This window comes from Variovorax sp. OK212 (genome assembly GCF_900112425.1).
Lineage (GTDB): Bacteria > Pseudomonadota > Gammaproteobacteria > Burkholderiales > Burkholderiaceae_C > Variovorax.
This window is the reverse complement of the sequence record NZ_FOLP01000003.1, coordinates 501294-527830: the sequence shown is the minus strand read 5'-3', so window position 1 is coordinate 527830 and position 26537 is coordinate 501294. Positions and strand designations below refer to the sequence as shown.

At 69.4% G+C, this 26537-nt stretch carries 25 protein-coding genes; 10 read left to right on the top strand and 15 right to left on the bottom strand.

Annotated features, from left to right (window positions below):
- Positions 1 to 30: 30 nt before the first annotated feature.
- Positions 31 to 183, bottom strand: coding sequence for a topoisomerase DNA-binding C4 zinc finger domain-containing protein (locus BM004_RS42470; protein WP_371269465.1), 153 nt, complete (start codon positions 181 to 183; stop codon positions 31 to 33).
- A 108-nt stretch (positions 184 to 291) separates the two neighbouring features.
- Here BM004_RS42470 and BM004_RS12930 point away from each other — a divergent pair, with 108 nt between their 5' ends.
- The gene (locus tag BM004_RS12930) at positions 292 to 2718 is read left to right on the top strand and encodes a TonB-dependent siderophore receptor (protein ID WP_093213764.1); all 2427 of its coding nucleotides are present in this window, start codon (positions 292 to 294) and stop codon (positions 2716 to 2718) included.
- Between the two features lie 40 nt (positions 2719 to 2758).
- Here the strand turns inward: BM004_RS12930 and BM004_RS12925 are convergent, their stop codons facing one another.
- Positions 2759 to 4831, bottom strand: a complete 2073-nt coding sequence (locus BM004_RS12925; protein ID WP_093213761.1) for an alpha/beta hydrolase family protein — start codon at positions 4829 to 4831, stop codon at positions 2759 to 2761.
- 87 nt (positions 4832 to 4918) lie between these two features.
- On the opposite strand from BM004_RS12925, the gene BM004_RS12920 reads away from it, so the two are divergent.
- From BM004_RS12920 to BM004_RS12910, 3 genes are all read left to right on the top strand, one after another.
- A complete protein-coding gene (locus tag BM004_RS12920; RefSeq protein WP_093213759.1) occupies positions 4919 to 5575 on the top strand; it encodes a response regulator in 657 nt (218 codons plus the stop codon).
- Between the two features lie 25 nt (positions 5576 to 5600).
- Positions 5601 to 6974, top strand: coding sequence for a sensor histidine kinase (locus tag BM004_RS12915; protein ID WP_256219877.1), 1374 nt, complete (start codon positions 5601 to 5603; stop codon positions 6972 to 6974).
- Between the two features lie 110 nt (positions 6975 to 7084).
- Positions 7085 to 7561, top strand: a complete 477-nt coding sequence (locus BM004_RS12910) for a VOC family protein (protein WP_093213753.1) — start codon at positions 7085 to 7087, stop codon at positions 7559 to 7561.
- A 36-nt stretch (positions 7562 to 7597) separates the two neighbouring features.
- On the opposite strand, the gene BM004_RS12905 is transcribed toward BM004_RS12910, so the two are convergent.
- From BM004_RS12905 to BM004_RS12870, 8 genes are all read right to left on the bottom strand, one after another.
- A complete protein-coding gene (locus BM004_RS12905; RefSeq protein WP_256219895.1) occupies positions 7598 to 8896 on the bottom strand; it encodes an MATE family efflux transporter in 1299 nt (432 codons plus the stop codon).
- A 155-nt stretch (positions 8897 to 9051) separates the two neighbouring features.
- Positions 9052 to 9681: a DUF2239 family protein gene (locus tag BM004_RS12900; protein WP_093213748.1), complete on the bottom strand. Its 630-nt coding sequence runs from the start codon at positions 9679 to 9681 to the stop codon at positions 9052 to 9054.
- A gap of 93 nt (positions 9682 to 9774) precedes the next feature.
- Entirely contained in the window at positions 9775 to 10224 is a 450-nt protein-coding gene (locus tag BM004_RS12895; RefSeq protein WP_093214110.1) for a MarR family winged helix-turn-helix transcriptional regulator, read from the bottom strand.
- 5 nt (positions 10225 to 10229) lie between these two features.
- Positions 10230 to 10595, bottom strand: a complete 366-nt coding sequence (locus BM004_RS12890; protein ID WP_093213746.1) for a GIY-YIG nuclease family protein — start codon at positions 10593 to 10595, stop codon at positions 10230 to 10232.
- A gap of 61 nt (positions 10596 to 10656) precedes the next feature.
- The gene (locus tag BM004_RS12885) at positions 10657 to 11163 is read right to left on the bottom strand and encodes a hypothetical protein (protein WP_093123284.1); all 507 of its coding nucleotides are present in this window, start codon (positions 11161 to 11163) and stop codon (positions 10657 to 10659) included.
- A 110-nt stretch (positions 11164 to 11273) separates the two neighbouring features.
- Entirely contained in the window at positions 11274 to 11609 is a 336-nt protein-coding gene (locus tag BM004_RS12880; protein ID WP_093121793.1) for a hypothetical protein, read from the bottom strand.
- 16 nt (positions 11610 to 11625) lie between these two features.
- Complete coding sequence (locus tag BM004_RS41960) at positions 11626 to 12654, bottom strand: hypothetical protein (protein WP_256219876.1); 1029 nt, start codon at positions 12652 to 12654, stop codon at positions 11626 to 11628.
- Between the two features lie 74 nt (positions 12655 to 12728).
- Positions 12729 to 13418 (bottom strand): hypothetical protein, encoded by a 690-nt coding sequence (locus BM004_RS12870; RefSeq protein WP_093121796.1) that lies wholly within the window; start codon positions 13416 to 13418, stop codon positions 12729 to 12731.
- A 381-nt stretch (positions 13419 to 13799) separates the two neighbouring features.
- On the opposite strand from BM004_RS12870, the gene BM004_RS12865 reads away from it, so the two are divergent.
- The 6 genes from BM004_RS12865 to BM004_RS12840 all read left to right on the top strand — a co-directional run bounded on the left by BM004_RS12865 (position 13800) and on the right by BM004_RS12840 (position 19877).
- Positions 13800 to 14594 carry a LuxR C-terminal-related transcriptional regulator gene (locus tag BM004_RS12865; RefSeq protein WP_093121798.1) on the top strand — a complete coding sequence of 265 codons (795 nt, stop codon included), beginning with the start codon at positions 13800 to 13802 and terminating at the stop codon, positions 14592 to 14594.
- Between the two features lie 8 nt (positions 14595 to 14602).
- Positions 14603 to 15598 carry a sensor histidine kinase gene (locus BM004_RS12860; protein ID WP_093213743.1) on the top strand — a complete coding sequence of 332 codons (996 nt, stop codon included), beginning with the start codon at positions 14603 to 14605 and terminating at the stop codon, positions 15596 to 15598.
- Between the two features lie 79 nt (positions 15599 to 15677).
- Complete coding sequence (locus BM004_RS12855; protein ID WP_093213739.1) at positions 15678 to 18053, top strand: Tex family protein; 2376 nt, start codon at positions 15678 to 15680, stop codon at positions 18051 to 18053.
- 69 nt (positions 18054 to 18122) lie between these two features.
- Positions 18123 to 18380: a type II toxin-antitoxin system Phd/YefM family antitoxin gene (locus tag BM004_RS12850; RefSeq protein WP_093214106.1), complete on the top strand. Its 258-nt coding sequence runs from the start codon at positions 18123 to 18125 to the stop codon at positions 18378 to 18380.
- Between the two features lie 13 nt (positions 18381 to 18393).
- Complete coding sequence (locus BM004_RS12845) at positions 18394 to 18807, top strand: type II toxin-antitoxin system VapC family toxin (RefSeq protein ID WP_093121806.1); 414 nt, start codon at positions 18394 to 18396, stop codon at positions 18805 to 18807.
- Positions 18804 to 19877 (top strand): patatin-like phospholipase domain-containing protein, encoded by a 1074-nt coding sequence (locus BM004_RS12840; protein ID WP_093213735.1) that lies wholly within the window; start codon positions 18804 to 18806, stop codon positions 19875 to 19877. The genes BM004_RS12845 and BM004_RS12840 overlap by 4 nt, the downstream gene beginning before the upstream one ends.
- Before the next feature lie 57 nt (positions 19878 to 19934).
- Here the strand turns inward: BM004_RS12840 and BM004_RS12835 are convergent, their stop codons facing one another.
- Genes BM004_RS12835 through BM004_RS12815 form a run of 5 tightly spaced genes read right to left on the bottom strand, consistent with a single transcriptional unit; the run spans position 19935 to position 26460 of the window.
- Positions 19935 to 20285 (bottom strand): hypothetical protein, encoded by a 351-nt coding sequence (locus BM004_RS12835; RefSeq protein WP_093121811.1) that lies wholly within the window; start codon positions 20283 to 20285, stop codon positions 19935 to 19937.
- On the bottom strand, positions 20282 to 20653 hold the full coding sequence (locus tag BM004_RS12830) for a RidA family protein (RefSeq protein ID WP_093121813.1): 372 nt from the start codon (positions 20651 to 20653) through the stop codon (positions 20282 to 20284). The genes BM004_RS12835 and BM004_RS12830 overlap by 4 nt, the downstream gene beginning before the upstream one ends.
- Entirely contained in the window at positions 20650 to 22176 is a 1527-nt protein-coding gene (locus tag BM004_RS12825) for an efflux transporter outer membrane subunit (RefSeq protein ID WP_093213732.1), read from the bottom strand. Before BM004_RS12825 ends, BM004_RS12830 begins: the two co-directional genes overlap by 4 nt.
- A gap of 20 nt (positions 22177 to 22196) precedes the next feature.
- A complete protein-coding gene (locus BM004_RS12820) occupies positions 22197 to 25292 on the bottom strand; it encodes an efflux RND transporter permease subunit (protein WP_093213729.1) in 3096 nt (1031 codons plus the stop codon).
- Positions 25285 to 26460: an efflux RND transporter periplasmic adaptor subunit gene (locus tag BM004_RS12815; protein ID WP_093213727.1), complete on the bottom strand. Its 1176-nt coding sequence runs from the start codon at positions 26458 to 26460 to the stop codon at positions 25285 to 25287. Before BM004_RS12815 ends, BM004_RS12820 begins: the two co-directional genes overlap by 8 nt.
- Between the last annotated feature and the right edge of the window lie 77 nt (positions 26461 to 26537).

Genomic DNA, 26537 nt, shown 5'->3' with positions numbered 1-26537 from the left:
CGCGGCACGAGGCGCGACACGGGCCGGCGCCTACCGTGCCGGCTTTTTCCTCGGCCGGTGCTCGCATTTCGGGTAGCTGGAACACGAGCGGAACGGGCCATAAGGCCCGTTGCGCGGCACGATCACGCCGTGCTTGCACACCGGGCACCGCTCCTCTTCGACAGGCTCGCCGTTCCTGTGCATGACCGTCATCGCCCATCTTTTTTTCGCCGCGCCTACGGGATTTGCAGCGGGTCGTGCGTCAACCCAGATAAGAACTATTTGTATTCACCAACTGGAGGACGCTTTTTCATGAACCGCTTGAAGACGACGCCGGCGCCGCTTGCCCTGGCCATCGCGCTTGCCCTGGCGAGCACGCCGCTGTGGGCGCAGGCTCAGACGCAGACCCCGGCGCAGGGCGCGCCGCAGCAGATCAGCATCGCCGCGCAACCGCTGGCCGAGGCGCTGAACGACTGGGCCCGCCAGACCCGGCTCCAGCTGGTCGTGCAGCAGAGCCTGGTCGCCGGCAAGAGCGCGGCCGCCATCTCGGGCAACCTCACGCCGCGCCAGGCGCTCGACCGGCTGCTGGCCGGCAGCGGCCTGGCGGCCAGCATGGAAGGCAACGCGGCCGTCATCAAGACCGCGCCGGCCTCGGGTTCCTCCACGCTGCCGGCCGTGACTGTTGTGGCCGACGGCGACGAAAACGCGACCGGCCGCGTGCAGGGCTACGTGGCCAGGCGCAGCGCCACCGGCACCAAGACCGACACGCCGATCGTGGAGACGCCGCAGTCGATCTCGGTCATCACGGCCGACCGCATCGAAGCCATCGGCGCCGCCAACCTGAAAGACGCGCTGGGCTACACGCCGGGCGTGTCGACCACCACCTACGGCGCCGATTCGCGCTACGACTGGATCTCGCTGCGCGGCTTCGACGCCTATTCGCCGGGCTTCTACCTGGACGGCCTGCCGCTGCGCAACAACAGCACCTGGGGCGTGTGGCGCACCGAGAACTACGGCGCCGAGCGCATCGAGCTGCTGCGCGGGCCGTCGTCGGTGCTGTACGGCATGAGCGGGCCGGGCGGGGTGGTGAACGTGGTCAGCAAGCGCCCCACAGCCGAGCCGGTGCGCGAGCTGCAGCTGCAACTGGGCGACCACAACCGCAAGCAGGTGGCGGGCGACTTCTCGGGCGCGCTGGACGCCGACGGCAAGGTGCTCTACCGCATCACCGGCGTGCTGCGCGACGCACAACTGCCCGCGCTGAAGGAGGCCGACGACCACACCTACATTGCGCCGTCGCTCACCTGGAAGCCGTCCGGCGACACCACGCTCACGCTGCTGTCGCAGTTCACCCGCACCCGCAGCGGCGTGTACACCCGCGCGCGGCCCAAGATCGGTTCGCTGGAGCCGACCGCCATCGGCACCTACATCCCGTCGCGGCTGTCGGTGGGCGAGCCCGGCTTCGACCGCTTCAACCAGGACCAGGAGATGGTCGGCTACCAGTTCGAGCACCGCATCGACGACACCTGGACGGTGCGCCAGAACGCGCGCTATGCGCACCAGAAGCTCGACTACCGGGGCACGCAGCTGTCGGGCTTCGCCACGGTGAACCCTGGCCTCTCGGCCGATCCGGCCAACTTCCAGCTGCTCGCGCGCAGCGTGTTCGGCAGCCGCGAGAACATCGGCGCGGTGGCGCTCGACAACCAGGCGCAGGCCGACTTCCGCGTGGGCGGCACGCAGCACAAGGTGCTGGTGGGGCTGGACTACCAGCGCACGCGCATCGACCAGTTCACCTTCAGCGGCGGCAGCGCGTCGCTGCTGAACGCCTACGCGCCGGTGTACGGCGGCCCCATCGAGGTGCCGCAGCCGTACTTCAACGGCATCACGCGCCTGACGCAGACCGGCGTGTACCTGCAGGACCAGATCAAGTGGGACGACCGCTGGACGCTCACGCTGGGCGGGCGCTACGACAGCGCCGAGAGCACCATCGACAGCCGCCTGGACGGCTCGCGCCAGCGCATTCGCGACCACAAGTTCACCAGCCGCGCGGGGCTGGTCTACCTGCACCCTAGCGGCTGGGCGCCGTACCTGAGCTACTCGGAATCGTTCGCGCCGACGGGCGTCATCGATCCGGTCTCGGGCGACCCGTTCAAGCCCGAAAGCGGCAAGCAGTACGAGGCCGGCATCCGCTACCAGCCGCCGGGCCGCAAGGAGATGTACAGCGCCGCGGTGTTCGACCTGCGCCGCAAGAACTACATCAGCTACGACGGCAACTTCCTGCCCAAGCAGACCGGCGAGATCTCGGTGCGCGGGCTCGAGCTGGAGGCCACCACCGAGCTGATGGCGCGCCTGAACCTCACGGCCTCCTACAGCTACACGCCGCGTGCCGTCGTCACGGCCAGCGCCAACCCGGGCGAAATCGGCAAGCAGGCCACGGCCGTGCCGCGCCACCGGCTGTCGGTGTGGGCGGACTACCGCTTCGCCAACGGCGTGAAGGTGGGCCTGGGCGCGCGCTACACGGGCTCGAACTACGGCGACGGCGAATCGGTGGCACCGAACCGCGTGCCGGCATCGACCGTGTTCGACGCGATGGTGGGCTACGACATCGACCGCTGGAGCCTGGCGCTGAACCTGCGCAACCTCACCAACAAGACCTACATCGCCAATTGCGGCTACGGCTACGGCAACTGCTACTACGGCTACCCGCGCACGGCGGTGGCCACGGCCACCTACCGCTGGTAGTGCACGGCAGCGGCACGCTCCGTTGCCGCCGCGGCGGGCGTCACTGCTGCCGCGGCATCAGCTCGTAGAAGTCGAAGCCGTTGCTGCGCCCGCCCAGGCAGGTGGCCAGCGCGTCTTCGATCTTGCGCGACTGGGCGAGCCGGTTGCGCCACTTGCGCACGCTGTGGCCTTCGTCGGGAAAGGTCATGAACTCGACCGGCCGGCCCAGCTTGCGCAGCTCGGCGACCACGTCGTCGGAGTCCTGCCGCAGCACGCGCACGTCGTTGCCGCCATGGATCACCAGCAGCGGCGCGGTGATGCGGTCGATCTGCGAGATGGGCGAGTTCTTCAGCATCCGCGCGCGCTCTTCGGGCTTGTTCACGTCGCCGTAGAACGCCGCGAAGTAGTGGCGGTTGCGCCAGAACGGCGGCCAGTTCTCGATCACGCGCGGCCAGTTGGCCACGCCGACCAGGTCGACGCCGCAGCGGTAGTCGTGCGGCTTCTGGATCAGCTGCGTGAGCACCGAATAGCCGCCGAAGCTCGCGCCCAGCACCGCCATGCGCTGCGGGTCGGCCACGCCCCGGTCGATGGCCCATTGCACCGCCTCGGCGATGTCGCGCTGCAGCCGGCCGTTGGTTTCGTTGGCGCCGGCCATCATGAAGGCGCGGCCGTAGCCCGTCGAGCCGCGGTAGTTCACGTTGAGCACGGCATAGCCGCGGTTGGCCAGCATCTGCGTGCCGTTGTAGCTGGCTGCCCGCCAGCGGTCGCGCACCCAGGGGCCGCCGTGGATGTCGACCACCAGCGGCGCCGGGCCCTGCACACCGCGCGGGCGCACGAGGTAGCCGTGCACCACGAGGCCGTCGGACGCCTTGAACGAGAAGGGCTCCATCGGCGAGAAGAGGGCGTTGGTGGGCGGGCGCGGCGGCGTGAGGCGCTGCACCTGCTGCGTGCCGCGGTCCCACAGCAGCTCCGTGCCCTCGTTTTCGGTCACGGCACTCACCACGAGGCGTTGGCGGTCTTCCGACATGCTCCACGGCCGGGCGATGACGGGCTCGGCGTCGAGCCATCCGCGCTCGCGTGCCTGCTTCACCGCCGTGCGCACGTCGCGTTCGAGCGCGGCGTCGAGGTAGGCGATGCGCGGCCTGTCGGGTTCGTAGACGTAGGCGAGGGGGCCGCCCTGCTGCGGCGGAAACACGCCGTAGTCGAGGTCGACCTCGGCGTTCTCGGCCAGCACCTTCTCGTTGCCGGTCGCCAGGTCGGTCTCGACCAGCACGAGCTTGTCGCGGCCCACGTTCGTGAATGCCCAGAGCTTGCCCGCGGCGCGGTCGATGCGCTGGGGCCAGTAGCTGTCGAAGGCCTGCACGGTCCTGAAGGCGCGCCAGCTGCCGTCGGGCTGCCGCAGTTCCAGCACCAGGTCGGAGCCGTCGTCGTCGCCGAGCTGCCGCATGCGCCCGGCGAGCTCGCGTTGCGTGTCGATGAACCAGCCGACCACGCGGCTGCCGGGCTCGCTGCGCGCCACCTCGCGCACGGCGCGGGTGAGCGCATCGGCCTCGAACAGGTCCATGCTGGAGCGGTCGCGCCGGTTGTTCGAGAAGAAGAAGCTCGCGCTGCCCGGCGCACCCGCGCCCACGTAGGCCGAGCGGATGCCGGCCCCGGGCGTGACGGCCCACGGCTTGGCGTCGGGCGACTGCGTGTCGAGCACGAAGATCTGCGTGTTCTCGTCGCCGGTGAAGTCCTTCAGGTAGGCGATGTGGCGGCTGTTGCGCAGCCAGGTGTAGGTCGGGCCCGAGACGAAAGGCCGCGCCAGCGTGCCGGTGGCGAAGGTGCGCGTGCCGGCGCCGCCCGGCTCGGCGGCATCGGCGGTCTTGCGCACGCCCAGGCCCACGTCGGTGCCCACGGTCTGCACCGACACCAGCTGCTGCCCGTCGGGCGAGAGCACGTGGCCGTTGACGACATCGACGTTCGCGACGAAGCGGCGCATGGGCACGAGCGGCGGCAGCGTGTGGTTCTGCTCGGCCGACACCAGCGCCGGGTGCGTGGGGGCGGTGCCGCAGGCGCCGAGCAGCGCAAGCGAACCGCCGGCGAGGGCCAGGGCGGCGATGCGGCGGTGAAGTGGTCGTTGCGTGGTTCCCATGTCTTCGTGTCCCTTTCTTGTGTCCCCGGATTCTGTGCGGCCGAACCTTTGGCAAAGCCAAAGGTCGGCTCCCGCACAATCGCCCCCGTGCACATCCTGCTGATCGAAGACGACCTCGACCTTGGCCGCGCCTTGCAGGCCGCGCTGAAGGTCGACGGCCTGAGCAGCGAGTGGCGCCGCCGCGCCGCCGACGCGCCGCGCGTGCCCGACGCCGCGTTGTTCGACTGCGTGCTGCTCGACCTGTCGCTGCCCGACGGCAGCGGCTTCGACCTGCTGGCACGCTGGCGCCGCGAGGGCAGCGCGCTGCCGGTGATCGTCATCACGGCGCGTTCGGCCGTGGAAGACCGGCTGGCCGGGCTCGACGGCGGCGCCGACGACTTCGTCATCAAGCCCTTTGCCACGGCGGAACTCATCTCGCGCATCCGCGCCGTGCTGCGCCGCTCGGCCCGCCAGGCCAGCGAGGCCTGGGCGCTGGGCCCGCTCACCATCGAGCCGCGCCGGCACACGGCCTCGCTGCACGGCAAGCCGCTGGACCTGTCGCCGCGCGAATTCAAGCTGCTGCTGGAGCTGGCGCGCGAGCCCGGCGCGGTGGTGGCCAAGGGCGTGCTGGCGCAGAAGCTGGAGCCGCTGGGCGAGCCCGTGGACTTCGCGGCCGTGGAGGTGCACGTGTCGAACCTGCGGCGCAAGATCGGCAGCACGCTGGTGCACACGGTGCGCGGCGTGGGCTACATGCTGGCCGCATGAGCGCCGGATGACTGCTGCAATCGCAATGCTCCGCCGCTGGCTGCGGCCCACGATCGGGCAGCGCGTGCTGCTCGCGCTGCTGGCGGCGTTCTTCCTGGTGTGGGCGATGCTGCTGCTGTACTTCTACATCCAGTTCCGCCAGGCGCTGGCGGTCGACCAGGGCCTGAAGAAGTTCGGCCGCGCGCTCACCGCGTCGCTGCTCGAGGTGAAGGACGAGGGCGAGGCCGTGACCGTCATGAAGGCGGCAGCCACGCAGTTCGACACCTTGCGCATCAGCGGCAATCCGGGTGGCAGCACGCTGATGCAAGTGCGCGACCGGCACGATGGCCGCTTGGTCTACGCATCGCCTAACCTGGGGAGCCGGCAGCTCGACGGACCGCTCGCGCAGGTGATCGAAGCCGACCTGGGCGGCTCCCCGTACTGGGTCTACGGCAGCGACGCCGGCCGGTGGACCTTGCACCTCGCGGAGCCGCCGATCACCGGCTCGTGGGTGGTGGAGCGCAACGCGGGGCGCGTGCTGCCGCACCTGCTGCTGGCGTTTCCGCTGGTGCTGCTGCCGGTGTGGCTGGCGGTGCGCCACGGGCTGCGGCCGCTGCAGAAGCTGGCCGACCGCATCGCGCGCCGCGGCAGGACCGACCTGTCGCCCATCGGCTTCGATCCGCCCTATGCGGAACTCAAGCCGCTCACCGCCGCGCTCGAACGCATGCTGCAGCAGCTGCGCGACAAGGTGGCGCAGGAGCGCGCGTTCGTGCACGACGCGGCGCACGAACTGCGCACGCCGATGGCCGTGATCGCCGCGCAGGCGCATGCGCTCGCGGGTGCCGGCAACGCGCAGGAGCGCGAAAGCGCGCAGCACCACCTGGAGCAGGCGATTGCGCGCGCGTCGCACCTGACGCAGCAACTGCTCGACCTGGCCTTGCTCGACGACGCCCAGCCTGCGGTGCCTCAGCGCATCGACGCGGCGCAGTTCGCGCGGCAGCTCATCGCGCAGGCGGTGCCGCGGGCGATGGCACGCGGCATCGAGCTGACCTTCGAGGCGCCCGACAGCCTGGAGGCGGACATCGACATGCCGGCGTTCCAGTCGATTCTGGAGAACCTGCTGCACAACGCCATCCGCTATGTGCACGACGGCGCGCAGGTGGTCGTCACGCTGCGCGCCGGCGACGAAGGCCTGATGCTCTCGGTGGCGGACGACGGCCCCGGTATTCCCGCCGCGGAACAACCGCGCGTGTTCGAGCGCTTCTATCGCGGGCTCGGGCAGGAGGCGAGCGGCTCGGGGCTGGGCCTGGCGATCGTGATGCAGGCCGCGCACCGCATGGGCGGGCAGGTGGCGATCGTCGAAGGCCTGTCGCCCGGCAGGGGCGTGGGGTTTCGCGTGCAGCTTGCGCATCCAGGCTGACCGCTGCGCGGCATGGGAACTTCTTGCTGACAGGCCCCGCACGGGTTGACAGGGCGCGGCCATCGCTTTGATACTGAACTCTCAGGTTCATCTTCAACCAAGGAGACCCCATGCAAAAGATCGTTCCCTGCCTCTGGTTCGACGGCAACGGCGAAGACGCGCTGAAGTTCTACTCCGCCATCTTTGCGAACTCCCGCGTCACCGACACGCTGCTGTGGGGCGACGTGAACCCCGCCAAGAAAGGCAAGCTGCTCACCGCGACCTTCGAGCTCGAAGGGCAGGAGTTCATGGTGCTCAACGGCGGGCCGGAGTACAAGTTCACGCCGGCCATCTCGATGTACGTGAAGTGCGAGACGCAGGCCGAGGTCGACAACTACTGGGAGAAGCTGCTCGAAGGCGGCGGCCAGCCGGTGCAGTGCGGCTGGCTCACCGACCGCTTCGGCGTGTCGTGGCAGGTCGCGCCCACCGCCGTGATCAGGATGTTCCAGGACAAGGACCCGGCCAAGGCGGCCCGCGCGATGCAGGCGATGATGAAGATGGTCAAGCTCGACATCGCCGAGGTGAAGAAGGCCTACGACGGGATGTGATCCGCCGCGGGCCCCGGGTCCCCGCCGAGGAGGGTGCTACACCAGCCGGTGGATCGCCTTCTTGCGCCACACCAGCTGGTAGTAGCCGGTCTGCAGCAGCAGCATCGCGCCGAAGGTGGCGGGGTAGGCGATCCAGATACCGTCCAGCCCCATGCGGTGGCCCATCACGTAGGCCACCGGCACCTCCACCCCCAGGATGCAGACGATGGAGATCAGCGTGGGCACCAGCACCGAGCCGCTGGCGCGCATGATCCCCGACAACGCCGAGGCCATGCCGAACATCACCAGGCTCCACAGCATGATGTGCAGCAGTGTCTGGGCGATCTCGATGACCGGCGCGCTGGTGATGAAGAAGCCCATCAGGTGGCGCGAGAACAGGTAGCCCAGCAGCACCAGGCCGCCGGTCAGCACCAGGTTCATCAGCAGCGCCGTCCTGGCGATGGCGCCCAGCCGGTTGGCGCGGCCCGCGCCGATGGCCTGCGCGCCCAGGATCGAGGTGGTGATGGCGATCGAGATGGCCGGGAACTGCACGTAGGCCACCACCTGGTTCACCGCGCCGTAGGCCGCGGTGGCGTTGGAGCCGTAGGCATTGACCATCGACAGCAGCACCACTTCGGCCAGCGCCACCACGATCATCTGCACGCCCGTGGGCACGCCGATCTTCAGCACGGCCTTCAGCAGTTGCGGCTGGATGCGCAGGTGGCGGAAGAACTCGGCGTCGGGCGCGAGCGGGCTCTTGCGCTGGCGCAGCCTGAAGCCCAGCCAGATGGTCGCCACCACGAAGGCCAGCACGGTGGCCCAGGCGCCGCTGGCCACGCCCAGCTGAGGCAGGCCGCCCCAGCCGCGAATGAGCGCGGGCGTGACCATCAGGCCGACCAGCGTCGAGATGACCAGCGTGAACAGCGGCGTGATGGTGTCGCCCACGCCGCGCAGCATGGCGGTGGACATCAGGAACACGAACAGCCCCGGCATGGCGATCAGCATGATGCGGGCGTAGCGCGTGGAGTCGGCCAGCACGTCGGGAGGCGTGCCCAGCGAGGCCAGCATTGGCGTGGTGAAGATCCCGCCGAACACGGCGACCAGCAGGCCCATGAGGATGCCCACCGACAGCGTGGTGCCGGCCACGGCCTTGACCTTGGCGACGTCGCGCGCGCCCCAGGCCTGGCCGATGAGCACCGAGGCGCCCGCGCCCAAGCCGATGACGAAGGCGATGAAGAAGAACATCACCGGGAAGAAGCTCGACACGGCCGCCAGCGCGCGCACGCCGAGCATCTGCCCGACGTAGATGTTGTTCAGCGTGCCCGACAGCGACTGCAGGATGTTGCTGAGCAACATCGGCGCGAGGAAGAAAAGGAACACCTTCCACAGCGGGCGCGGGGCGTTGACGGGCGCCACGGGCACGCCCTGCAGGCCGCTCTGGCCAGTGGCGCTGCCGGTGCCAGTGCCGGTGCCGCCGGCGCTGCCGCCCGCGGATGTCTCTGTTGTTGTTCTCATCGGGGAGTCCAGCTCGCGGCGGACAGTTTTTTCAGATGGGCGCGCAGGTCCGCGTGCCAGGGTTCGATCAGGTGGCCGAAACGTTGCTCTTCACCCGCGAACAGCGCGCGGGTGGCTTCCTCGAAGCCGGGCAGGTCGCCGGCGATGGCGGTCATGAAGCGGTAGGTGGCTTCACGCGCGGCGCGCACGGTGTCGCGGTCGGCGTGCACGTGGCGCGCGTCGTCGACCAGCTTGCGCAGCGCGACCGATGCGCCGCCAGGCTGGCGGCCGAGCCAGTCCCAGTGGCGCGGCAGCAGCGTGACCTCGCGCGCGACCACGCCCAGCTTGGGCCGGCCGACGCCGCGCGGCGCGTCGTCGCGATGTTCGCGGTTTTCGCGGTGTTCACGCAGGGCACCCGCTTCGCCGGCGTTGAGGCCCGAGGCAGGCGAGGCCGGTGAAGGGGGCAGGGCGTGCAGGTCGCGCGGGTCCAGGTCGAACTGCGCGCCGGTCTGGTCGTCGAACACCAGGTAGGGACCGGGATCGTCGCGGCGGCGCAGCTGGTCCAGCACTTCGGCCTTGGTGCCCTGTGCGACGCGCTGGAAACCGAAGAACACTGTCAGGGTGGTTGGTGGGTTGTCTGGTGACATTCGGGTGTGTGTCTTGTCTCCCGGAGATCGTGCAGTGCGTGCAGATCAGGGGAGGCGGAGAGAACGAGGTGCGTAATCTACCCGCTGATGCGCTCAGGCGTGCGGCACGTTGTCACCGCTCATTGCGAGCAGCGCGGCATGCGTGGCGCACAGGGCTTGCGGGTCGATCGGATGCACGGCTTCCTTGCAATGGGCTTCGACGGTGGCAACGGCGCCCTGCGCCAGTTGCCTTCCGCCGGCACGCAGCGCCGCATGGCGCCGCGGATCGGTTGCGGGGCCGGCCACGCGCTCGGCGAGGCCGGTTTTTTCGAGCTGGACCATCTTGCGCATCAGCGCCGACATCGGCAAGCCCAAGGTGCGCGCGAGGCTCGCCATCGGCAGGCGGCCGTGGTCCGCGCGCATCAGCAGGTAGAGGAGGGTGAAGTCGCCGAAGTTCAACCCGTGGAAGGCGCCGAGGTCCGCGTCGAGCCGCAGCGTGAGGCTCGCCTGGGCGCGGCCCAGGGCCAGGCAGAAGCCCAGCGCGTCGGGGCCGGTGGGGTTCATCGGGTTCATGGCGTGTTGTAGCCGCGCTCGCCGAAGCACTGCAGTTCTTCCTGCCACAGCGCCAGCAGTTTTTCGAGCTCGCCCGCGCGGTCGAAGGCCGGGTCGTCTTCGCGTTCCTTGACGCGGTCGACCACCTCGAAGCTGAATTGCGCGGCGCCGTCCGCGAGCCACTCCTGCTGCAACGCCTTGTTGCGGTGCGAGCGCAGGTTGAGCTCGAAGCGCGCGCGGTTCATGGCGCCTTCGACGTCGAGGCTGCCGGACACGTAGACGCGGCCGCTCAGTTGGTTTCGGACCGCGAAGACGCCGGCGGGGCGCACGCTTTCCTTGTATTGCCGGGTGAGGGCGCGTTTGGTTTCAGGCGGCAGGTTCATGCCGCAAATATTACCCGGGTGAAATTGAATTGGCAATATGACCCGGGTAAAAATAACCCAATCAGCTTTCCCTGAACCGGCGCCAGCTGCGCGAAACGAGCCGGTTGATCGCCCGCGCCAGCCGCCACGGCCGGGTCTGCCGGACGATGGCGAACACACGGTCTTTCCAGGCCTTCCAGCGCGGGTACCAGCGGGCGAACCACGGAATGCGCATCAGCGGGCCTTCGACCAGCTGGAAGATCCGCGCCACGATGGCCGTGCCGGCCAGCTTGGCCAGCAGCAGCACGGTGAGCGCGGTGGCGGCATGGCCGCGGCTGAACAGGAAGAGCGCCAGCACCTTCACCGGCAGCAACAGCACCACGGGAATGAAAAAGGCCAGCAGCGCGCCCCAGGGCGGCAGCCGGCGCAGGCGGTCTTCGAGCGCGGCCCAGAACGGAAGGCGGGCCAGCCGTGCCATGAGCGCGGCCAGCGGCTCCCAGCCCCATTCCTCGAACAGCAGCAGCGGAACGACGAGTGCGATGCCGAAGGCGCGGAGGAGGGCACGCAGGAAGCGCGCAAGCGATGTCATGCGCGAAGGGTACGGCACAACGCGCGCCGGGTGGCGCGCGTTGTGCGTTGTGCGTTGTGCGTTGTGCCGTTTTGCGTTGTGCGCGGCAGGCACGAGGCCTTGTCCGAGCCTTATCTCCGCGCCGGGGCGAAGTACAGGTACTCGCCGCGGCCGAGTTCCGGCGTGAGCTCGTAGCCGCTGCACAGGTCGGTGCTGCACGGCACGATCACCACGCGCGGCCAGATCGTCGCGGCCGTCGGGAAGCCCGGCATGTACTGCGGCACGTGCCAGACGCCCAGGTCGCCGACCGGCTCGGCGACGTCCGTGCCGCTGGCGTTCTGCACGCCGCTGCCCATGTTCACGCGCTCGATGCGCAGCAGGTTGTTCGGCGGTGGCGCGGCGGCCGCCGAAACCGCCGCCGTTGCCAGGCAACAGGCCGCGGTCCAGAAGAGCAGGGTCCTGGTCATCTCGGACTCCCGGTGCTCATTGCGGGAAGTCGGTCGACCGGCGCGCCACCGCGACGTCGGCGGTCGGCTCGCTCATCAGGCGGGCGGCCCGGATGGCGGCGACATCGGCCGGATCGATGACCGTGACCGTGGCGCTGGCGACCGGCGTCATTTCAACGGCGGCGGGCTTCGTTGCCGCGACCGGGGCCGTCGGGGCCGCAGCCTCCACGGTCACTGCCGCGATCGGTTGCGTCGTCGTCACCGGCGGCACCACGGCGACGGCTTGCGGGGCCGGTGCGACGGGGGCGGCTTGCACCATCGGCGCGGGTGGCGGCGGCAGCGGTGCCGTGGGCGGCAAGGGCGTGGCGGCGGCGGGTGCCTGGGCCGGGACCGGCGCGGGAACCGCGGGTGCGATGACCGCCACGGGCTGGACCGGTGCGGCAGGGGCCGGCGCGATGGGGGCAACGGGCGCCACGGGTGCCGCGGCTGCCACCGGGCGCGGCGGTGCCGCACCGCTGGCGGAGGCCTGCGGGCCGTACGCCGTCACGCGTTCGTCGCCGGTCATCGACTGCGGGCACTTGGTGCCGGTCATTTCCAGCGCGGCCTGGGCCGCGGCGTCCATGCAGTCCATGGCGAGCGAAGCCGCCTTCATGCCCTTGTTCCAGAGTTCGCGGCTCATCTTGAGCCGCTTGCAGTGCTCGTCCGTCCAGGTGGTGCCGAAGCTGAGCCCGACGCCAGGACCGTTCGCGCTGGCGCTCGTGCTGCCCATGCAGGTGTCGTTGCTGGTGGTGAGGTTCGGCCCGTTGACGGACGGCACGTTCTTGATCGTGTAGCTTCCTTGGTAGTCCACCGTGTTCGTGGTGGCTCCGGAATTGTTGACGTTCTGGTTGCTGGTCATCGTGCTGGTCACGTTGGCCGGGCTGGAGAAGGTCACGGCCTGGTTGTTGCCCTGGGCCGACGTGGTCGCCGAACTGCTCGATGCATTGGCGCTACCGCCGTTGTTGGTCGTTTGGGCCATTGCCGCCACGGATGCGGTCAGCAACACACTGAAAAGCAGCTTCTTCATTTTTCGTCTCCTTTGATGACCGGGGAGGGGCTGGGCCCCTCCCCATGAGTGCAACAACCGGTGCGTGCAGGCGTTCAGGGAGCCGATGCGGTCGAGGTCGCGGTGCCGGCGCCGGCGGTGCCGCCACCGTTGGTGAAGCCCGCTGCATTGCCGAAGGCGAAGTTGCTGACACCGAAGGAGCCGCCGGTCGAGCCTGCGTTTGCCGTGGTGCTGGTGCCGTTGATCGGGCCGTTGATGGCGCCCGACGTGGCGTTGTAGCCCGCGGTCGTGGTCGAGGTGCGCGTCACCACGGCGAGACCGCCGCCAGGGCCGGCGGCCGTTGCGGCCGTGTTGTTGGTGGTCGAGGCAGAAGCACCGCCAACGCTGCCGGCCACATGGGTCGAGCCGCCGGCGGAATAGTTGGCGGCCCCGGCCGAGGTCGCATTGGCCGACGCGTTCGCGCCGCCGATGGCCAGGCCGTTGCCCGTCGTGACAGCGATGCTGGTCACGCCGCCCGTGGTGGTGGCGGCGCCGTGGGTCGAGGCGCCACCGATGGCGAAGCCCGGAACGGCGAATGCGCTGCCTGCTGCGCTGGCGTTGGCCGACGAGCTGGAGTTCGCGGCGTTGTAGCTCAGTGCACTGCCCGTTCCGGAGCTGGCGGCCGTGGAGCCGGCCGAGCTGGACGAGCCCGTCGTGGTGGACGTGGCTGCGATGGCCGAGCTGCCGGTTGCCGAAGCAACGCCGCCAACCAGAACCACTGCGATCGCGATGAGAGTCTTCTTCATGATGCTGCCTCTAAGGATTTGTGGAACACATCCGAGGACCGGCCCCTCCGGCCCTCAGTTCGCGGTCTTTGACGCCGAATCGAATGTTTCTGCGACGACCGAGGTGCAGTTTCTGCGTCGAGTCGCGAATGAAAAATGCCCTGCTCTGGGTAGTGCGAGGCTATGGCGAAAGGCATGGAAGACGAGGTTGCGTGTGGTCACAAGAAACCGATTCACCATCCGAAGAAAGATGTAAAAACTACAACTTTCGTTGGACATACCCGGCCATCAGAAACAAAATGCAACCGAAGTAATCAAAAAAACCGAAGTCCGAAATCTGAGTAGAAATGAATTAACTTTTGGACACGAACACGGAGCTTTAATTGTCACAAAGGGGTTGGAATGGAAAGCGATCTCGACATTTCGTTGACAGACGTTGGTACCGGGGCTAGGAAATACTCCAATCCCGGGCAGTTCGGTGGGTTGCTCTCACCGTCCGCCGACACTCTTCCCTGGCCGGATTTCCTGACCGGCCAGGAAACCAAACCGGTACGCGTTCTCTTGGTGGACGACGACCCCTTCGTGCGCCGCGTCATTGCCCAGGAACTGCTGGGCGACCTGCGCATCCAGCTCGAAGGGCAGGCCGGTACCTTGCGCGAAGGCCGGCGCCTGCTGATGCAGCATGAATTCGACGTGCTCATGGTGGACATCCGCCTGGGCGACGGCAGCGGATTCGAGCTGATCGAGGAGGCCAAGCGCCACCGCAGCGCGGCCGAGATCATCGTCATCTCCGCGCTCGAGGACGAACCCCAGGTGCTGCACGCCTTCGAACTCGGCGCCTCCGGCTACCTGGTCAAGAACGCGTGGTTCCAGAGCTATGCGCAGGCCGTGCTGCAGGTCGTCAACGGCGGCGCGGCCATCACGCCGCGGCTGGCGCGCCGGCTGCTGGTGCACCTCGATCACAAGCGCACCAATGTGAACCCGGTGCGCCCGCCGGAAAGCAAGGCGACGTTATCCGCGCGTGAGCGAGAAGTGTTGCGACTTGTAGCGACGGGGTACGTTACAGAGGAGATCGCGCTGCAGCTCACCATCAGCGCCCAGACCGTCAACGCCCACGTCAAGAATATTTACAGGAAACTGCACGCCCACACACGTGCGCAGGCGGTGAGCTTTGCGTCTCACCGGGGTCTTTTATAGGCCGTCACATGCTGTCGCCGCAGGTCCTTCACCTACCGCACCTCCTGGAAGACCAGTTCGTGTGGCTGTCGGTCGGAACCTGGGGACTGCTGCTGATGTGGCTGCGCACGCGGATCTCGCGCCGGCGCGTGCTCATGTGGGCCGGGCTGGCCGGGGCACTCCACCTGACGCCGGTGGCGGCGCAGGTGATCCGGGCCACCTCGGCCTTCAGCGTCATGGCGGATGACATGCCATTCACTTTCTGGGCCCTGCAGGTGATCAACGTGCTGGTGCTGGGCATGATCCTCAGCATCTGGTACCTCGCCCAGCGCCGCGGCGCGCGGCTGCGGCAGGTGCGCGCCGTGATGGACGAGCGCCGGCGCATCGCCAACGACCTGCACGACGGCGTCGGCTCCCGCCTGGTGGCCTTGCTGGCAAGCCAGGACCCCAAGTCCAGCGGTCCCGACAGCCTGGCCATGGCGCTGCAGGCCTGCCTGCTCGAACTCCAGATGACGGTCGACGACCTGGACGACCAGAGCAACGCCACCGTGCTCGAACGGCTGGGCCACCTGCGCTACCGCCTGCGCCCGGCCTTCGAGCGCATGGGCATCGTCCTGGAATGGAACATCGCGCCCGAGGCCCAGGCGCTGGACCTGCCGCCCGAGACCGCCACGCAGGTCTGCCGCGTGGCGCAGGAGGCCTTGTCCAACGCGCTGCGCCATTCCCGCGCCAAGCGCGTGGAGCTGCGCATTGCCGCGCTGGACCGGGGGCGGGCGCTGGCCGTCGAAGTGCGCGACGACGGCCGCGGCATGCAGGCACAGGCCGGCGGATCGCCCGACCTGGCGGTGCCGGGCCACTTGGGCAAGGGCCTGCGCAGCATGCATTCGCGCGCCGAGGCCATCGGCGGCGAGCTCGACATCATGCGCTTGGCGCCGTACGGGCTGTGCGTGCGGCTGGTGGTGCCGTGCAAGGCCGTCGCGCCCGAGCCGCCGAGCACCCGGCCCGAAGCCGAAAGCATGCTGTAACACCCCCGGCGGGGCGCGCGGGCGGAGGCCGTCCGCGCCTATGGCAAACTCCCGCGCTTTGCCAGGGACGCGCTCAAGCATGCAGAAAATCATTCGCCAGCTCGCCGCCGAAATCAAGGTCGGCGAGAACCAGGTGAAGGCCGCCGTCGAACTGCTCGACGGAGGCGCCACGGTTCCATTCATCGCCCGCTACCGCAAGGAGGTCACCGACGGCCTCGACGACGTGCAGCTGCGCGAGCTGGAAGCCCGCCTTTCCTACCTGCGCGAACTCGAAGACCGCCGCGGCGCCGTGCTCAAGGCCATCGACGAGCAGGGCAAGCTCACCCCCGAACTGCGCGCCGCGATCGAATTCGCGCCCACCAAGCAGGAACTCGAGGACTTGTACCTGCCGTTCAAGCAGAAACGCCGCACCAAGGGCCAGATCGCCCGCGAATTCGGCATCGAGCCGCTGGCCGACAAGCTGCTGGCCGACCCCACGCTCGACCCCGCCGTGGAAGCCAAGGCCTTCCTGCAGCCCGCCACCACGCTGGACGACGGCAAGCCGGGCCCCGATTTCTCGACCGTGCCGCTCGTGCTCGACGGCGTGCGCGACATTCTTTCCGAACGCTGGGCCGAGGACGCCGCCCTGGTGCAGGGTCTGCGCGAATGGCTCTGGAGCGAAGGCCTGCTCAAGTCCAGCCTGATGGCCGGCAAGGACGAGAACAACGCCGACGTGGCCAAGTTCCGCGACTACTTCGAATACGACGAGCCCATCGGCCGCGTGCCCTCGCACCGTGCGCTGGCCGTTTTCCGCGGCCGCGCGCTCGACGTCCTGGACGCCAAGCTGGTGCTGCCGGTGGAGCCCGAGCCGGGCAAGCCCAGCATCGCCGAAGGCCGCATCGCGCTGCACCTGGGCTGGAGCCACGCGGCCCGCCCCTCGGACGACCTGCTGCGCAAGTGCGTGGCCTGGACCTGGCGCGTGAAACTGGCGCTGTCGACCGAGCGCGACCTGTTCACCCGCCTGCGCGAAGACGCCGAGAAGGTCGCCATCAAGGTGTTCGCCGACAACCTGCGCGACCTGCTGCTGGCGGCACCCGCCGGCCCGCGCGTCGTGATGGGCCTGGACCCGGGCATCCGCACCGGCGTGAAGGTCGCCGTGGTCGACTCCACCGGCAAGCTGGTCGAGACCGCCACCGTGTTCCCGCACGAGCCGCGCAAGGACTGGGAAGGCTCGCTGCACACCCTGGGCAAGCTGTGCGCCAAGCACGGTGTGAACCTGATCGCCATCGGCAACGGCACCGCCAGCCGCGAGACCGACAAGCTGGCCGCCGACCTCATCAAGCTGCTCGAGAAAATGGCCGCGCAGGCCGGCGCGCCCGAGATGAAGGTCGACAAGGTCGTCGTGAGCGAGGCGGGTGCTTCCGTGTATTCCGCCAGCGAATTCGCCTCGCAGGAAATGCCCGACGTGGACGTGAGCCTGCGCGGCGCCGCCTCCATCGCGCGCCGCCTGCAGGACCCGCTGGCCGAGCTCGTGAAGATCGACCCCAAGAGCATCGGCGTGGGCCAGTACCAGCACGACGTGAACCAGAGCGAGCTCGCGCGCACCCTGCAAGCCGTGGTCGAAGACTGCGTGAACTCCGTGGGCGTGGACCTGAACACCGCCAGCGTGCCGCTGCTGTCGCGGGTTTCGGGCCTGTCCGGCAGCGTGGCCAAGGCCGTGGTGCGCTGGCGCGAAGCCAACGGCGCGTTCTCCACCCGCAAGCAGCTGCTCGACGTGACCGGCTTCGGCCCCAAGGCCTTCGAGCAGAGCGCGGGTTTCCTGCGCATCCGCGACGGCGCCGACCCGCTGGACATCACCGGCGTGCACCCGGAGACCTATCCGCTGGTCGAGCAGATCATCGTGAAGACCGGCAAGCCCATCGCCGAGCTCATGGGCCGCGCCGACATGCTCAAGACGCTCAAGCCCGAGCTGTTCGCCAACGAGAAGTTCGGCGTCATCACGGTCAAGGACATCCTGGGCGAACTCGAGAAGCCGGGCCGCGACCCGCGCCCCGACTTCAAGGTGGCGCGCTTCAACGACGGCGTGGACGACATCAAGGACCTGGTCGAGGGCATGATCCTCGAGGGCACCGTGAGCAACGTGGCCCAGTTCGGCGCGTTCATCGACCTCGGCGTGCACCAGGACGGCCTGGTCCACGTGAGCCAGCTGAGCCACAAGTTCGTGAACGACGCGCGCGAAGTGGTGAAGACCGGCGACATCGTCAAGGTCAAGGTGATGGAAGTGGACGTGGCGCGCAAGCGCATCGGCCTGTCGATGAAGCTCGACGCGGCGCCCGCGCGCCGCGACGGCCCGCGCGACAACCGCTTCGAAGGCGCCGGGCGCGGCCAGCAGCAGCAGGGCCGCCGCGACAACGCGCCGCAGCCCGCGGGGCAGATGGCGAGTGCGTTTGCCAAGCTGCAGGGGCTGCGCAAGTAACCTGCTTCGCGCAGCGCGGCGGTCATCGCATTAAACTAGTCAGTCAACTAGTCTGATGGGGTGATCGCCATGAAAAGCTGGCCTGTCCAAGACGCGAAAGCGCGTTTCAGCGAATTTCTCGAGGCCTGTCTCAGCGACGGGCCGCAAATGGTGACCAAGCGTGGCGCCGAAGCGGCTGTGCTGGTGCCCGCCGCCGAGTGGCGGCGACTGCACAGCGCGGCGCAACCATCCTTCAAGGAATTGCTGCTGTCCGACGACGCGCGCACCGAGTTCCTCGTGCCCCAGCGCGGCGGCGCGCGCAGGCGCCGCATCGAGCCGATGGGCTGAGGCGCGCATCCGCATGTATCTGCTCGACACCAACGTCATTTCGGAACTGCGCCGGCCGCGCCCCCATGGCGCGGTTCTCGCATGGTTCGCTCCCATCGCCGACAACGAGCTGAATCTGTCGGCGGTGACGCTCGGCGAGATCCAGATCGGCATCGAAATCACCCGCGACCAGGACCCGGCGAAAGCCGACGAGATCGAACGCTGGCTGGCGCTGGTCGCCGCTTCCTACAACGTGCTGCCGATGGACGCGGCCACTTTCAGGCTCTGGGCCAGGCTCATGCACCGCAGTTCGGACACTCTTTATGAAGACGCCATGATCGCGGCGACCGCAAAGCAGCACCAACTCACCGTGGTGACGCGCAACGTGGCCGACTTTGCCGGTTTCGGGGTGCCAGTCATCAATCCCTTCGAGACCGCCAAGGCATGAAAGCCCTGCGCATCTACGCCGGCCCCGCGGCCCGCAAGCACATCGAGCAGAACGGCCTGCGCCCGCAGGACGTGCGCACCATCCCCGGTGCGGCCGGCGGGCCCAAGGGACTGATCCTCGGGCCGCTCGACCGTTTCATCTTCGGGCGCTGGCTCACGCAGTCGAGCCAGCAGGTGCACCTGGTGGGCGCGTCGATCGGCGCGTGGCGGCTGGCCACGGCCTGCCTGTCGGACCCCGACGCCGCCTTCGGGCGCTTCGAGCACGACTACGTGCACCAGCAGTTCGAAGTGCCGCCAGGCCAGAAGCGGCTCAGCCCGCACCAGCTCAGCGAGCGCTTCGCCGAAAGCCTCGACGCGTTCTACGGCGGTCGCATTGCCGAGGTGCTGGACCACGCGCGCTACCGGCTGCACGTGGTGACTTCGCGCGGGCGCCACATCCTCGGGCGCGAGGGCAGGGCGCGCACGCCGGTCGGCTACCTGGGGGCGTTTGCCACCAACAGCCTGCACCGCAAGAGCCTGGGCGCGTGGCTGGAGCGCTGCGTGTTCTCCACGCCCGGCGCGGCCTTGCCCTTCGGCACGCGCGACCTCCGCACCCGCCAGCATGCGCTGAGCGAGGCCAACTTCAACATGGTGCTGCAGGCGTCGTGTTCAATTCCGTTCCTGCTGGCGGCGGTGCACGACATTCCGGGCGCGCCGCGCGGCGCCTACTGGGACGGCGGCATCACCGACTACCACCTGCACCTGGACTACCAGCCGGCCGACGACGGCATCGTGCTGTACCCGCACTTCCAGCAGGCGGTGGTGCCGGGCTGGCTCGACAAGGGGCTGCGCTGGCGCCACAAGTCGACCGGCTTCCTCGACCGCATGGTGGTGCTGGCGCCCGACCGCGACTGGGTGCGCTCGCTGCCCAACGGCAAGCTGCCCGACCGCAAGGACTTCATCCGCTTCGCCAACGATGCGCAGGCCCGCATCGCGGCCTGGGGCCAGGCGACGCGCGAGGCGCAGCGGCTGTCCGACGAGTTCGAGGAATGGCTGGGCAAGGGCCAGCCCGTGGAGCTGCTGCCGCTCTAGCAGCAGCGGGCTGGCGAGGCTGGCGAGGCTGGTGGGGCACAGGCGCCCGCGCCGCCTTCAGCGCGGTGTGCGGCTCACCTCGGCGGGCAGCGCCAGCGTCACCTTGCATTCGGGCAGGTTCACGTACACCGCGTCGCCAACGCTGAGCGGCACGCCCGGCGGCAACCGCGAGGTACCCAGCGAGCGCGAGTGCACCCCGCCGTTGCGGTAGCGCACGACCACGTAGGCCTCCGCGCCCGAGCCGCCGCAGTCCCGGTCGGCCGAGCGCCCCAGCGCGTCGGCACGCCCCACGGCCACCACCTGCGCCGCGTGCCAGCCGGCCGCGCGGTCCAGGGAATGCGCATCGAAGGACGCACAGCCGCCGAGCGCCAGCGCCCACAGCAGGCCGGCGCGCCGCAGCGATGTCATGCCGCGGCGCCCACGGCCGCGATGGCCTGGATCTCGACGCGGTATTCCGAGTCGATCAGCTTCGCGCCGACCGTGGCGCGCGCGGGCGTGTGGCCCGGCGGCACCCATTCGTCCCACACCGAGTTCATGGCCGCGTAGTCGCCCACGGTGCGCAGGTAGATGGTCACGCTCACCAGGTCGTTCTTGCTCGCGCCCTGGGTGGCGAGCATCCTGTCGATGTGATGCAGGATCTCGCGCGTCTGCCCGGTGATGTCGAGCGACGGGTTCTCCGCCACCTGGCCCGACAGGTAGAGCAGGCGGGCGGTGCCCAGGTCGACGGTCACCATCTCGCTGAAGCGGGGGCCCATCTCGTGGCGAAGGATGTTCATGGCTTTGCGGTCGGTGCGGTGGAAGATGAAGAAAGGGAGGCTGGGACTGAAACGGAAGCGTCCGCAAGCTGCGCCGGCGGGGCGTTCCACCACCCGCCGCCCAGCGCCTGGAAGAGGGCGGCCGCGTCCGTCAGCCGCAGCGCGCGCGCCTGCACCAGGTTGAGCTGGGCCTGCTGCTGGGCCTGCTGCGCCACGCGCAGCGCAAGCGCGCTGGCATCGCCCAGGCGCACCTGCGTGCGCGTGCGCGCCAGGCTCTGCGAGGCGGTGCGCTCCGACTTCAGGGCCGCCTGCAGCGTGCGGGTGTCGGCGTCGATGGCCTCGAGCGTGTTGGCCACGTCCTGGAACGCGCCGAGCACCGTGGCGCGGTACTGCGCGCCGGCCTGGTCGAACGCGGCGCGGGCCGCGGCTTCCTTGTGCCTGAGCGCGCCGCCGTCGAACACCGGCTGCGTCACGCTGCCCGCCAGAGTCCAGAACAGCGACGACGACTTGAACAGCTGCGACAGCGTGTACGCGGAAGACCCGTAGTTGGCGCCCAGCGTCACATTGGGCAGGCGCGCGGCCACCGCCACGCCGATGGCCGCGCTCGCGGCCTGCAACTGCGCCTCGGCCGCGCGCACGTCCGGCCGGTGCTCGACCAGCGTGGACGGCAGCGCGAGCGGCAGCTCGGCGGGCAGTTGCAAGGCTTCCAGGTCGAACTGCGCCGCCACGCCTTGGCTCGGGTAGCGGCCCGCCAGCGTGGCGAGCAGGTTGCGCTGCTGGGCCAGTTGCTTGTCCAGCGGCGGCAGCGTGGCCTCGGTGGCGGCGAGCGAGGCCTCCTGCGCGTCGACATCGGCCAGCGACACCTGGCCCAGCGCCTGCTGCCGGCGGTAGGCCCGCAGCACTTCCTTCTGGTCCGCGACGATCGCCAGCGTGGCGCGCTGCTGCGCGCGCAGCGAGGCCTCGGTGATCGCGGCGGCCACCACGTTGCTGCTCAGCGAGAGCCTCGCGGCCAGCGCCTGGAAGCGTTGCTGCTCGGTCTGCGCCTGCGCGCCTTCGGCCGTGCGGCGCGTGGCACCGAACACGTCGGGCGTGTACGACACGGTCACCTGCGCCGTGTGCAGCGTGTACAGGTTCGCGTTCGACGCCACCGGGCTCGCCACCGCCCCGGCCACGCGTTGCCGCGTGGGCGTGTAGCCCACCGCCACGCTGGGCCAGAAAGCCGCGCGGTCGGCGGCCTCGTTCTCCTGCGCCACGCGCAGCGCGGCGTCGGCGGCCTCGATGTTCGGGTTGCCCGCCAGGCTCTGCACGACCAGCGCGTTCAGCGGCTCCGAGCGAAAGGCCTGCCACCACTGCGCCGGCACGTCGAGTTCGCTCGACATGCGCGGCAAGGGCACGCCCTCGGCCTCTGTGGACACAGGTGGCGCGGCCGTGTACCCGGCCGGCAGGTTCAGCGCCGGCCGCGCATAGTCGGGTCCGACCGCGCAGCCGCCCAGCAGCAGCGCAATGCCGGCGGCCACGGGCGTTGCAAGGCTTGTCTTCTTCATGTGTCTTGTCTCCTGCCTGCTCAACGGTCGCGGCGGGAGCGCGTGCCCCAACCCTTGCGCTCGAAGAAGCGTTCCATCGCGAAAAACAGCGTCGGCAGAATGAACAGCGTCAGCAGCGTCGACACCACCAGCCCGCCGACCACCACCGTCGCCAGCCCGCGCTGCACGTCGGTGCCCACGCCGGTGGCCAGCGCGGCCGGCAGCATGCCCACGGAGGCCACCGTGGCCGTCATCAGCACCGGGCGCAAGCGCTCGGCCGCGCCTTCGAGCACCGATTCCTGCAGCGCCAGCCCTTCGCCGCGCACGCGGCGGAAGTTCGCGACCATGATGATCCCGTTCTGTATCGACACGCCGAACAGCGCGATGAAGCCCACCGCCGTCGCCACGTTCAGCGTTTCGCCCGCCACGTGCACCGCGATCAGCCCGCCCAATGTGGCCATCGGCACCACGCCCAGGATCAGCGCGACCTGGCGGATCTTGCCGAACTGGAAGAACAGCAGCACCGCCATGATGCTCACCACGATCGCCAGCGAGATGCCCAGGCGCGACTGCGCGCGCTGCTGGTTCTCGAACTGGCCGGCCCACTGCAGGCGGAACTTCGCGGGGTCGAACTTCACTTCCTTCGCGATGCGCTCGCGCGCCTCGTCGAGGTAGGAGGCCAGGTCGCGGTCGCGGTTGTCCACGCGCACCGTGATCTGCCGCTCGTTCATCTCGTGCGAGATGGTGCTTTCGCCGGTCTGCAGCCGGATGTCGGCCACCTGCGCGAGCGGCACCTTGGCGCCGCTGGAGCTGTTGAGCAGCAGCGCGCCGATGGCCTCGGTGTTGCCCTTGGCGCTCGGGGGCATCTTCACCGACACGTTGTAGGTGCGGTTGCCCGCGTACACGGTGATCACCGGTGCGCCGCCGATGCCGGTCTGCACCAGGCTGGCCACGTCGTTCGCGTTCACGCCGAAGCGCGCCGCGGCTTCGCGGTTCAGCTCGATCACCACCTGCGGAATGGGCGGCTCCTGGAACAGCGAGGCCGAGGCCGTGCCGCGCACCGTGCCCAGCAGCTCGACGATCTGGTTGCCGATGCGCCGGCTTTCCTTCAGGTCGTCGCCGTAGATGCGCAGCACCAGTGGGCTGTGCGCGCCGCCCACGGCGTCGTTCACACCGTCGATGATCGGCTGGCTGATGCCCACGTCGAAGCCCGGCATGCGCGCGAAGCGCTCGGTCAGCGTGCGCACGAAGGCCGCCTTGTTCACCCCGGCTGGCCACTCGCCGTAGGGCTTGAGGCCCACGGGCACTTCCATGTGCGAAGGCGTCCACGGGTCGGTGCCATCGTCGTTGCGGCCCAGCTGCGTCACCACGTACGACACCTCCGGGTACTCCAGCAGCACGTGGCGCATCTCGGTGGCCATCTCGCTGGCCTTGTCCAGCGACAGGCCCGAGGGCAGCTGCACCTGCAGCCACAGCGCGCCCTCGTCGATGTCGGGCAAAAATTCTCGCCCGGCCGTGGCGCCCAGCACCACCACCGCGGCCAGCGCCAGCGCGCTCAGGCCGTAGGCAATGGCGGGCACGTCGAGCAGCCTGGCCAGCACGCGCCGGTACGCGGCCGTGAGCCACACCAGCGGCTTGTTGACGAAGGGCTTGCTTGGCTTGCGCAGCGCCACGTAGGCCAGGCTGGGAATGAGCGTGAGCGCGCAGAGCAGGGCGCCCACCAGCGCGTAGCCGACCGTGAAGGCCATCGGCTTGAACAGCTTGCCCTCGGCGCGCTCGAAGGCGAAGAGCGGAAAGTACGCCGTGATGATGATCAGCGTGGCGAAGAAGATCGGCCCCGACACATGGCTCACGGTTTCGAGGATGTTGCCCTCGGTGAGCGTGGCCTCGGGCTCTTCCTCGCGCCGCCGCAGGATGGCCTCCATCACCACGATGGCGCCGTCCACGATGATGCCGAAGTCGATCGCGCCCAGCGAGAACAGGTTGGCCGGCATGCGGGTGAAGTGCATCACGATGAACACCGTGACCAGCGACATCGGGATGGCCACCGCCGCCACCACCGCGCTGCGCGGGCTGCCCAGGAAAAGAATGAGCACGAAGCACACCAGCGCCATGCCTTCGAGCACCGTGTGCGTCACCTTGTCGACCGTGAGCTTCACCAGGTCGTCGCGGTCGATGTAGGGCACGATCTTCACGCCCAGGGGCGCCAGCTCCGCCTGCAGCGCGTCGATCTTCTTGTGCACGCCTTCGAGCACGCGCGAGGGGTTCTCGTACTTGAGCATCAGCACGATGCCCTCGACGGTGTCGGGGTTGGTGTCCTTGCCCAGGATGCCGCCGCGTTCCTGGTGGCCGAACTGCAGCCGCCCCAGGTCGCGCACCAGCACCGGCGAGCCGCCGTTCTGCGCCACCACCACCGTGCCCAGGTCGTCCAGCGTGTGGATCTGCCCGATGCCGCGCACCACGTAGCTCTGGTCGCCGCGCGCGATGCGCCCGCCGCCCGCGTTGGCGCTGTTGGTGTTGATGGCCGTCACCACGTCGTTGAGCACCAGGCCGTACTTCTGCAGCCGCGCCGGGTCCAGCTCCAGCTGGAACTCCTTGGTGAAGCCGCCGAAGTTGTTGATGTCGACCACGCCCGCGACCTGCTTGAGCGCGGGAATCACCTTCCAGCGCTGAAGCTCCGACAGCGCCATCAGGTTCTTCGTGTCCGACTCCAGCGTGTAGCGGTAGATCTCGCCGGCCGGCCCCGCGACCGGGCCCAGGCCCGGCTGCGCGCCCGAAGGCAGGCTGACCTGCCCGATGCGCTCGGTCACGCGCTGGCGCGCGAAGTAGTCGTCGGTGCCGTCCTTGAAGCTCAGGTTGATCAGCGACAGCCCGAAGGTGCTGCTCGAGCGGATCGACGCCAGCCCCGGCGTGTTGCTCAGCGCGCGCTCCAGCGGCGTGGTGATCTGCTGCTCGATTTCCTCCGCGGCCAGGCCGTTGACCTGCGTGGTGACCTGCACCGTCACGTCGCCGAGGTCGGGGTAGGCCTCCACCGTCATCTGCGTCCACGACCAGGCGCCGAACAGCACCAGCGCGATCGACATCGCCCAGGCCAGGTGCCTGCGGCGAAAGAACTGGGTGATGATGAGATTAATCATTCAGCAGCACACCGCCACGCACCACCACGCGCTCGCCCGCGGCCAGGCCGCTGCGGATGCGCACGCTGTCGCCGTCCTCGCGGCCCAGCTCGACCCGGCGGCGCACGAAGGTCCAGGGTTCGGCCTCGACGAACACGCTCACGCTGTCGTTGTTCATCAGCAGCGCCGACGCCGGCACCTGTGCCTGCGCCGCCTGTGGCACGCCGAGCACGGCGGTGGCGTACATGTTGGGCTTGAACAGCCCGTCGGGGTTGGCGAACACGATGCGCGCGCGGGCGCGGCGCGTGTCGGCGTCGAGCACCGCGCTCACGAAGCCCACCTTGCCGCTGAAGCTGCGCCCCGGGTAGGCCGCCAGCGTGACCACCGCGTTCTGCCCCGGCGCCACCGCGCCCACCACGTTCTCGGGCACGTTCACCGTGACCCACACCGCGTCGAGGTTCGACACCGTCATCAGCGCCGCGTTGGCGTCGTTGAAGTTGGCGCCCGCGGCGGCGTTCAGGGCCGTCACGGTGCCGGTGACGGGCGCGACGATCTTCAGCACCTGCCCGGCCTGCCCGGCCTGCCCGCCGGTGCCGTCCGCCCCCAGGCTGCGCAGGCGCGCCTCGCTGCGGCGCAGTTCGGCGCTCTGCTGCGCCACGCTGCTCTGGGCCGCTTCCACGTCCTTGGCCGCATTGGAGCCGGCCTCGTTCACGCCGCGTGCGCGCACCAGCGCGCGCTGCGCCAGTTCGAGCGCGTCGCGCGCCTTCTGCGCGTCGGACACGGCCTGCGCGAGGTCGGGCGAGCTCATCGTGGCCAGCACCTGCCCGCGTTTCACGCTGTCGCCCAGGCGCACCTTCAGCTCCAGCAGCTTGCCGGTCAGCGGCGGCAGGATGTTGACGGTGTTTGCCGGGTTGGCTTCCACCGTGGCGGGCAGGCTCACCTCGTGCGGCGAGTTCTGCTCGCCGACCGTGGCCACCAGCAAGCGGTCGCGCAGCGGCGAGCCGGAGGGCACGCTCAGGCGGTTGCCCTGGCGCACGAGCATCGGCGCGGGGGCGGTGGCTGCTGCGTCGGCTGCGGGGGTGGCGGCATGGGCCGTGTTGTCGAACGAGTCGAAACACAGGGCCGCGCAGGTCAGCACCCCGAAAAAGATGCGGGCATTGGTGACTTGGTACAGGGATTTCTTCTTCATCTCGGGCGTCCGGCTCGGGCCTCGTTCGAGCGGGCGCGCCGCGCACGGGGTGCCGCCCCATGCCCTCGATTCGCTCC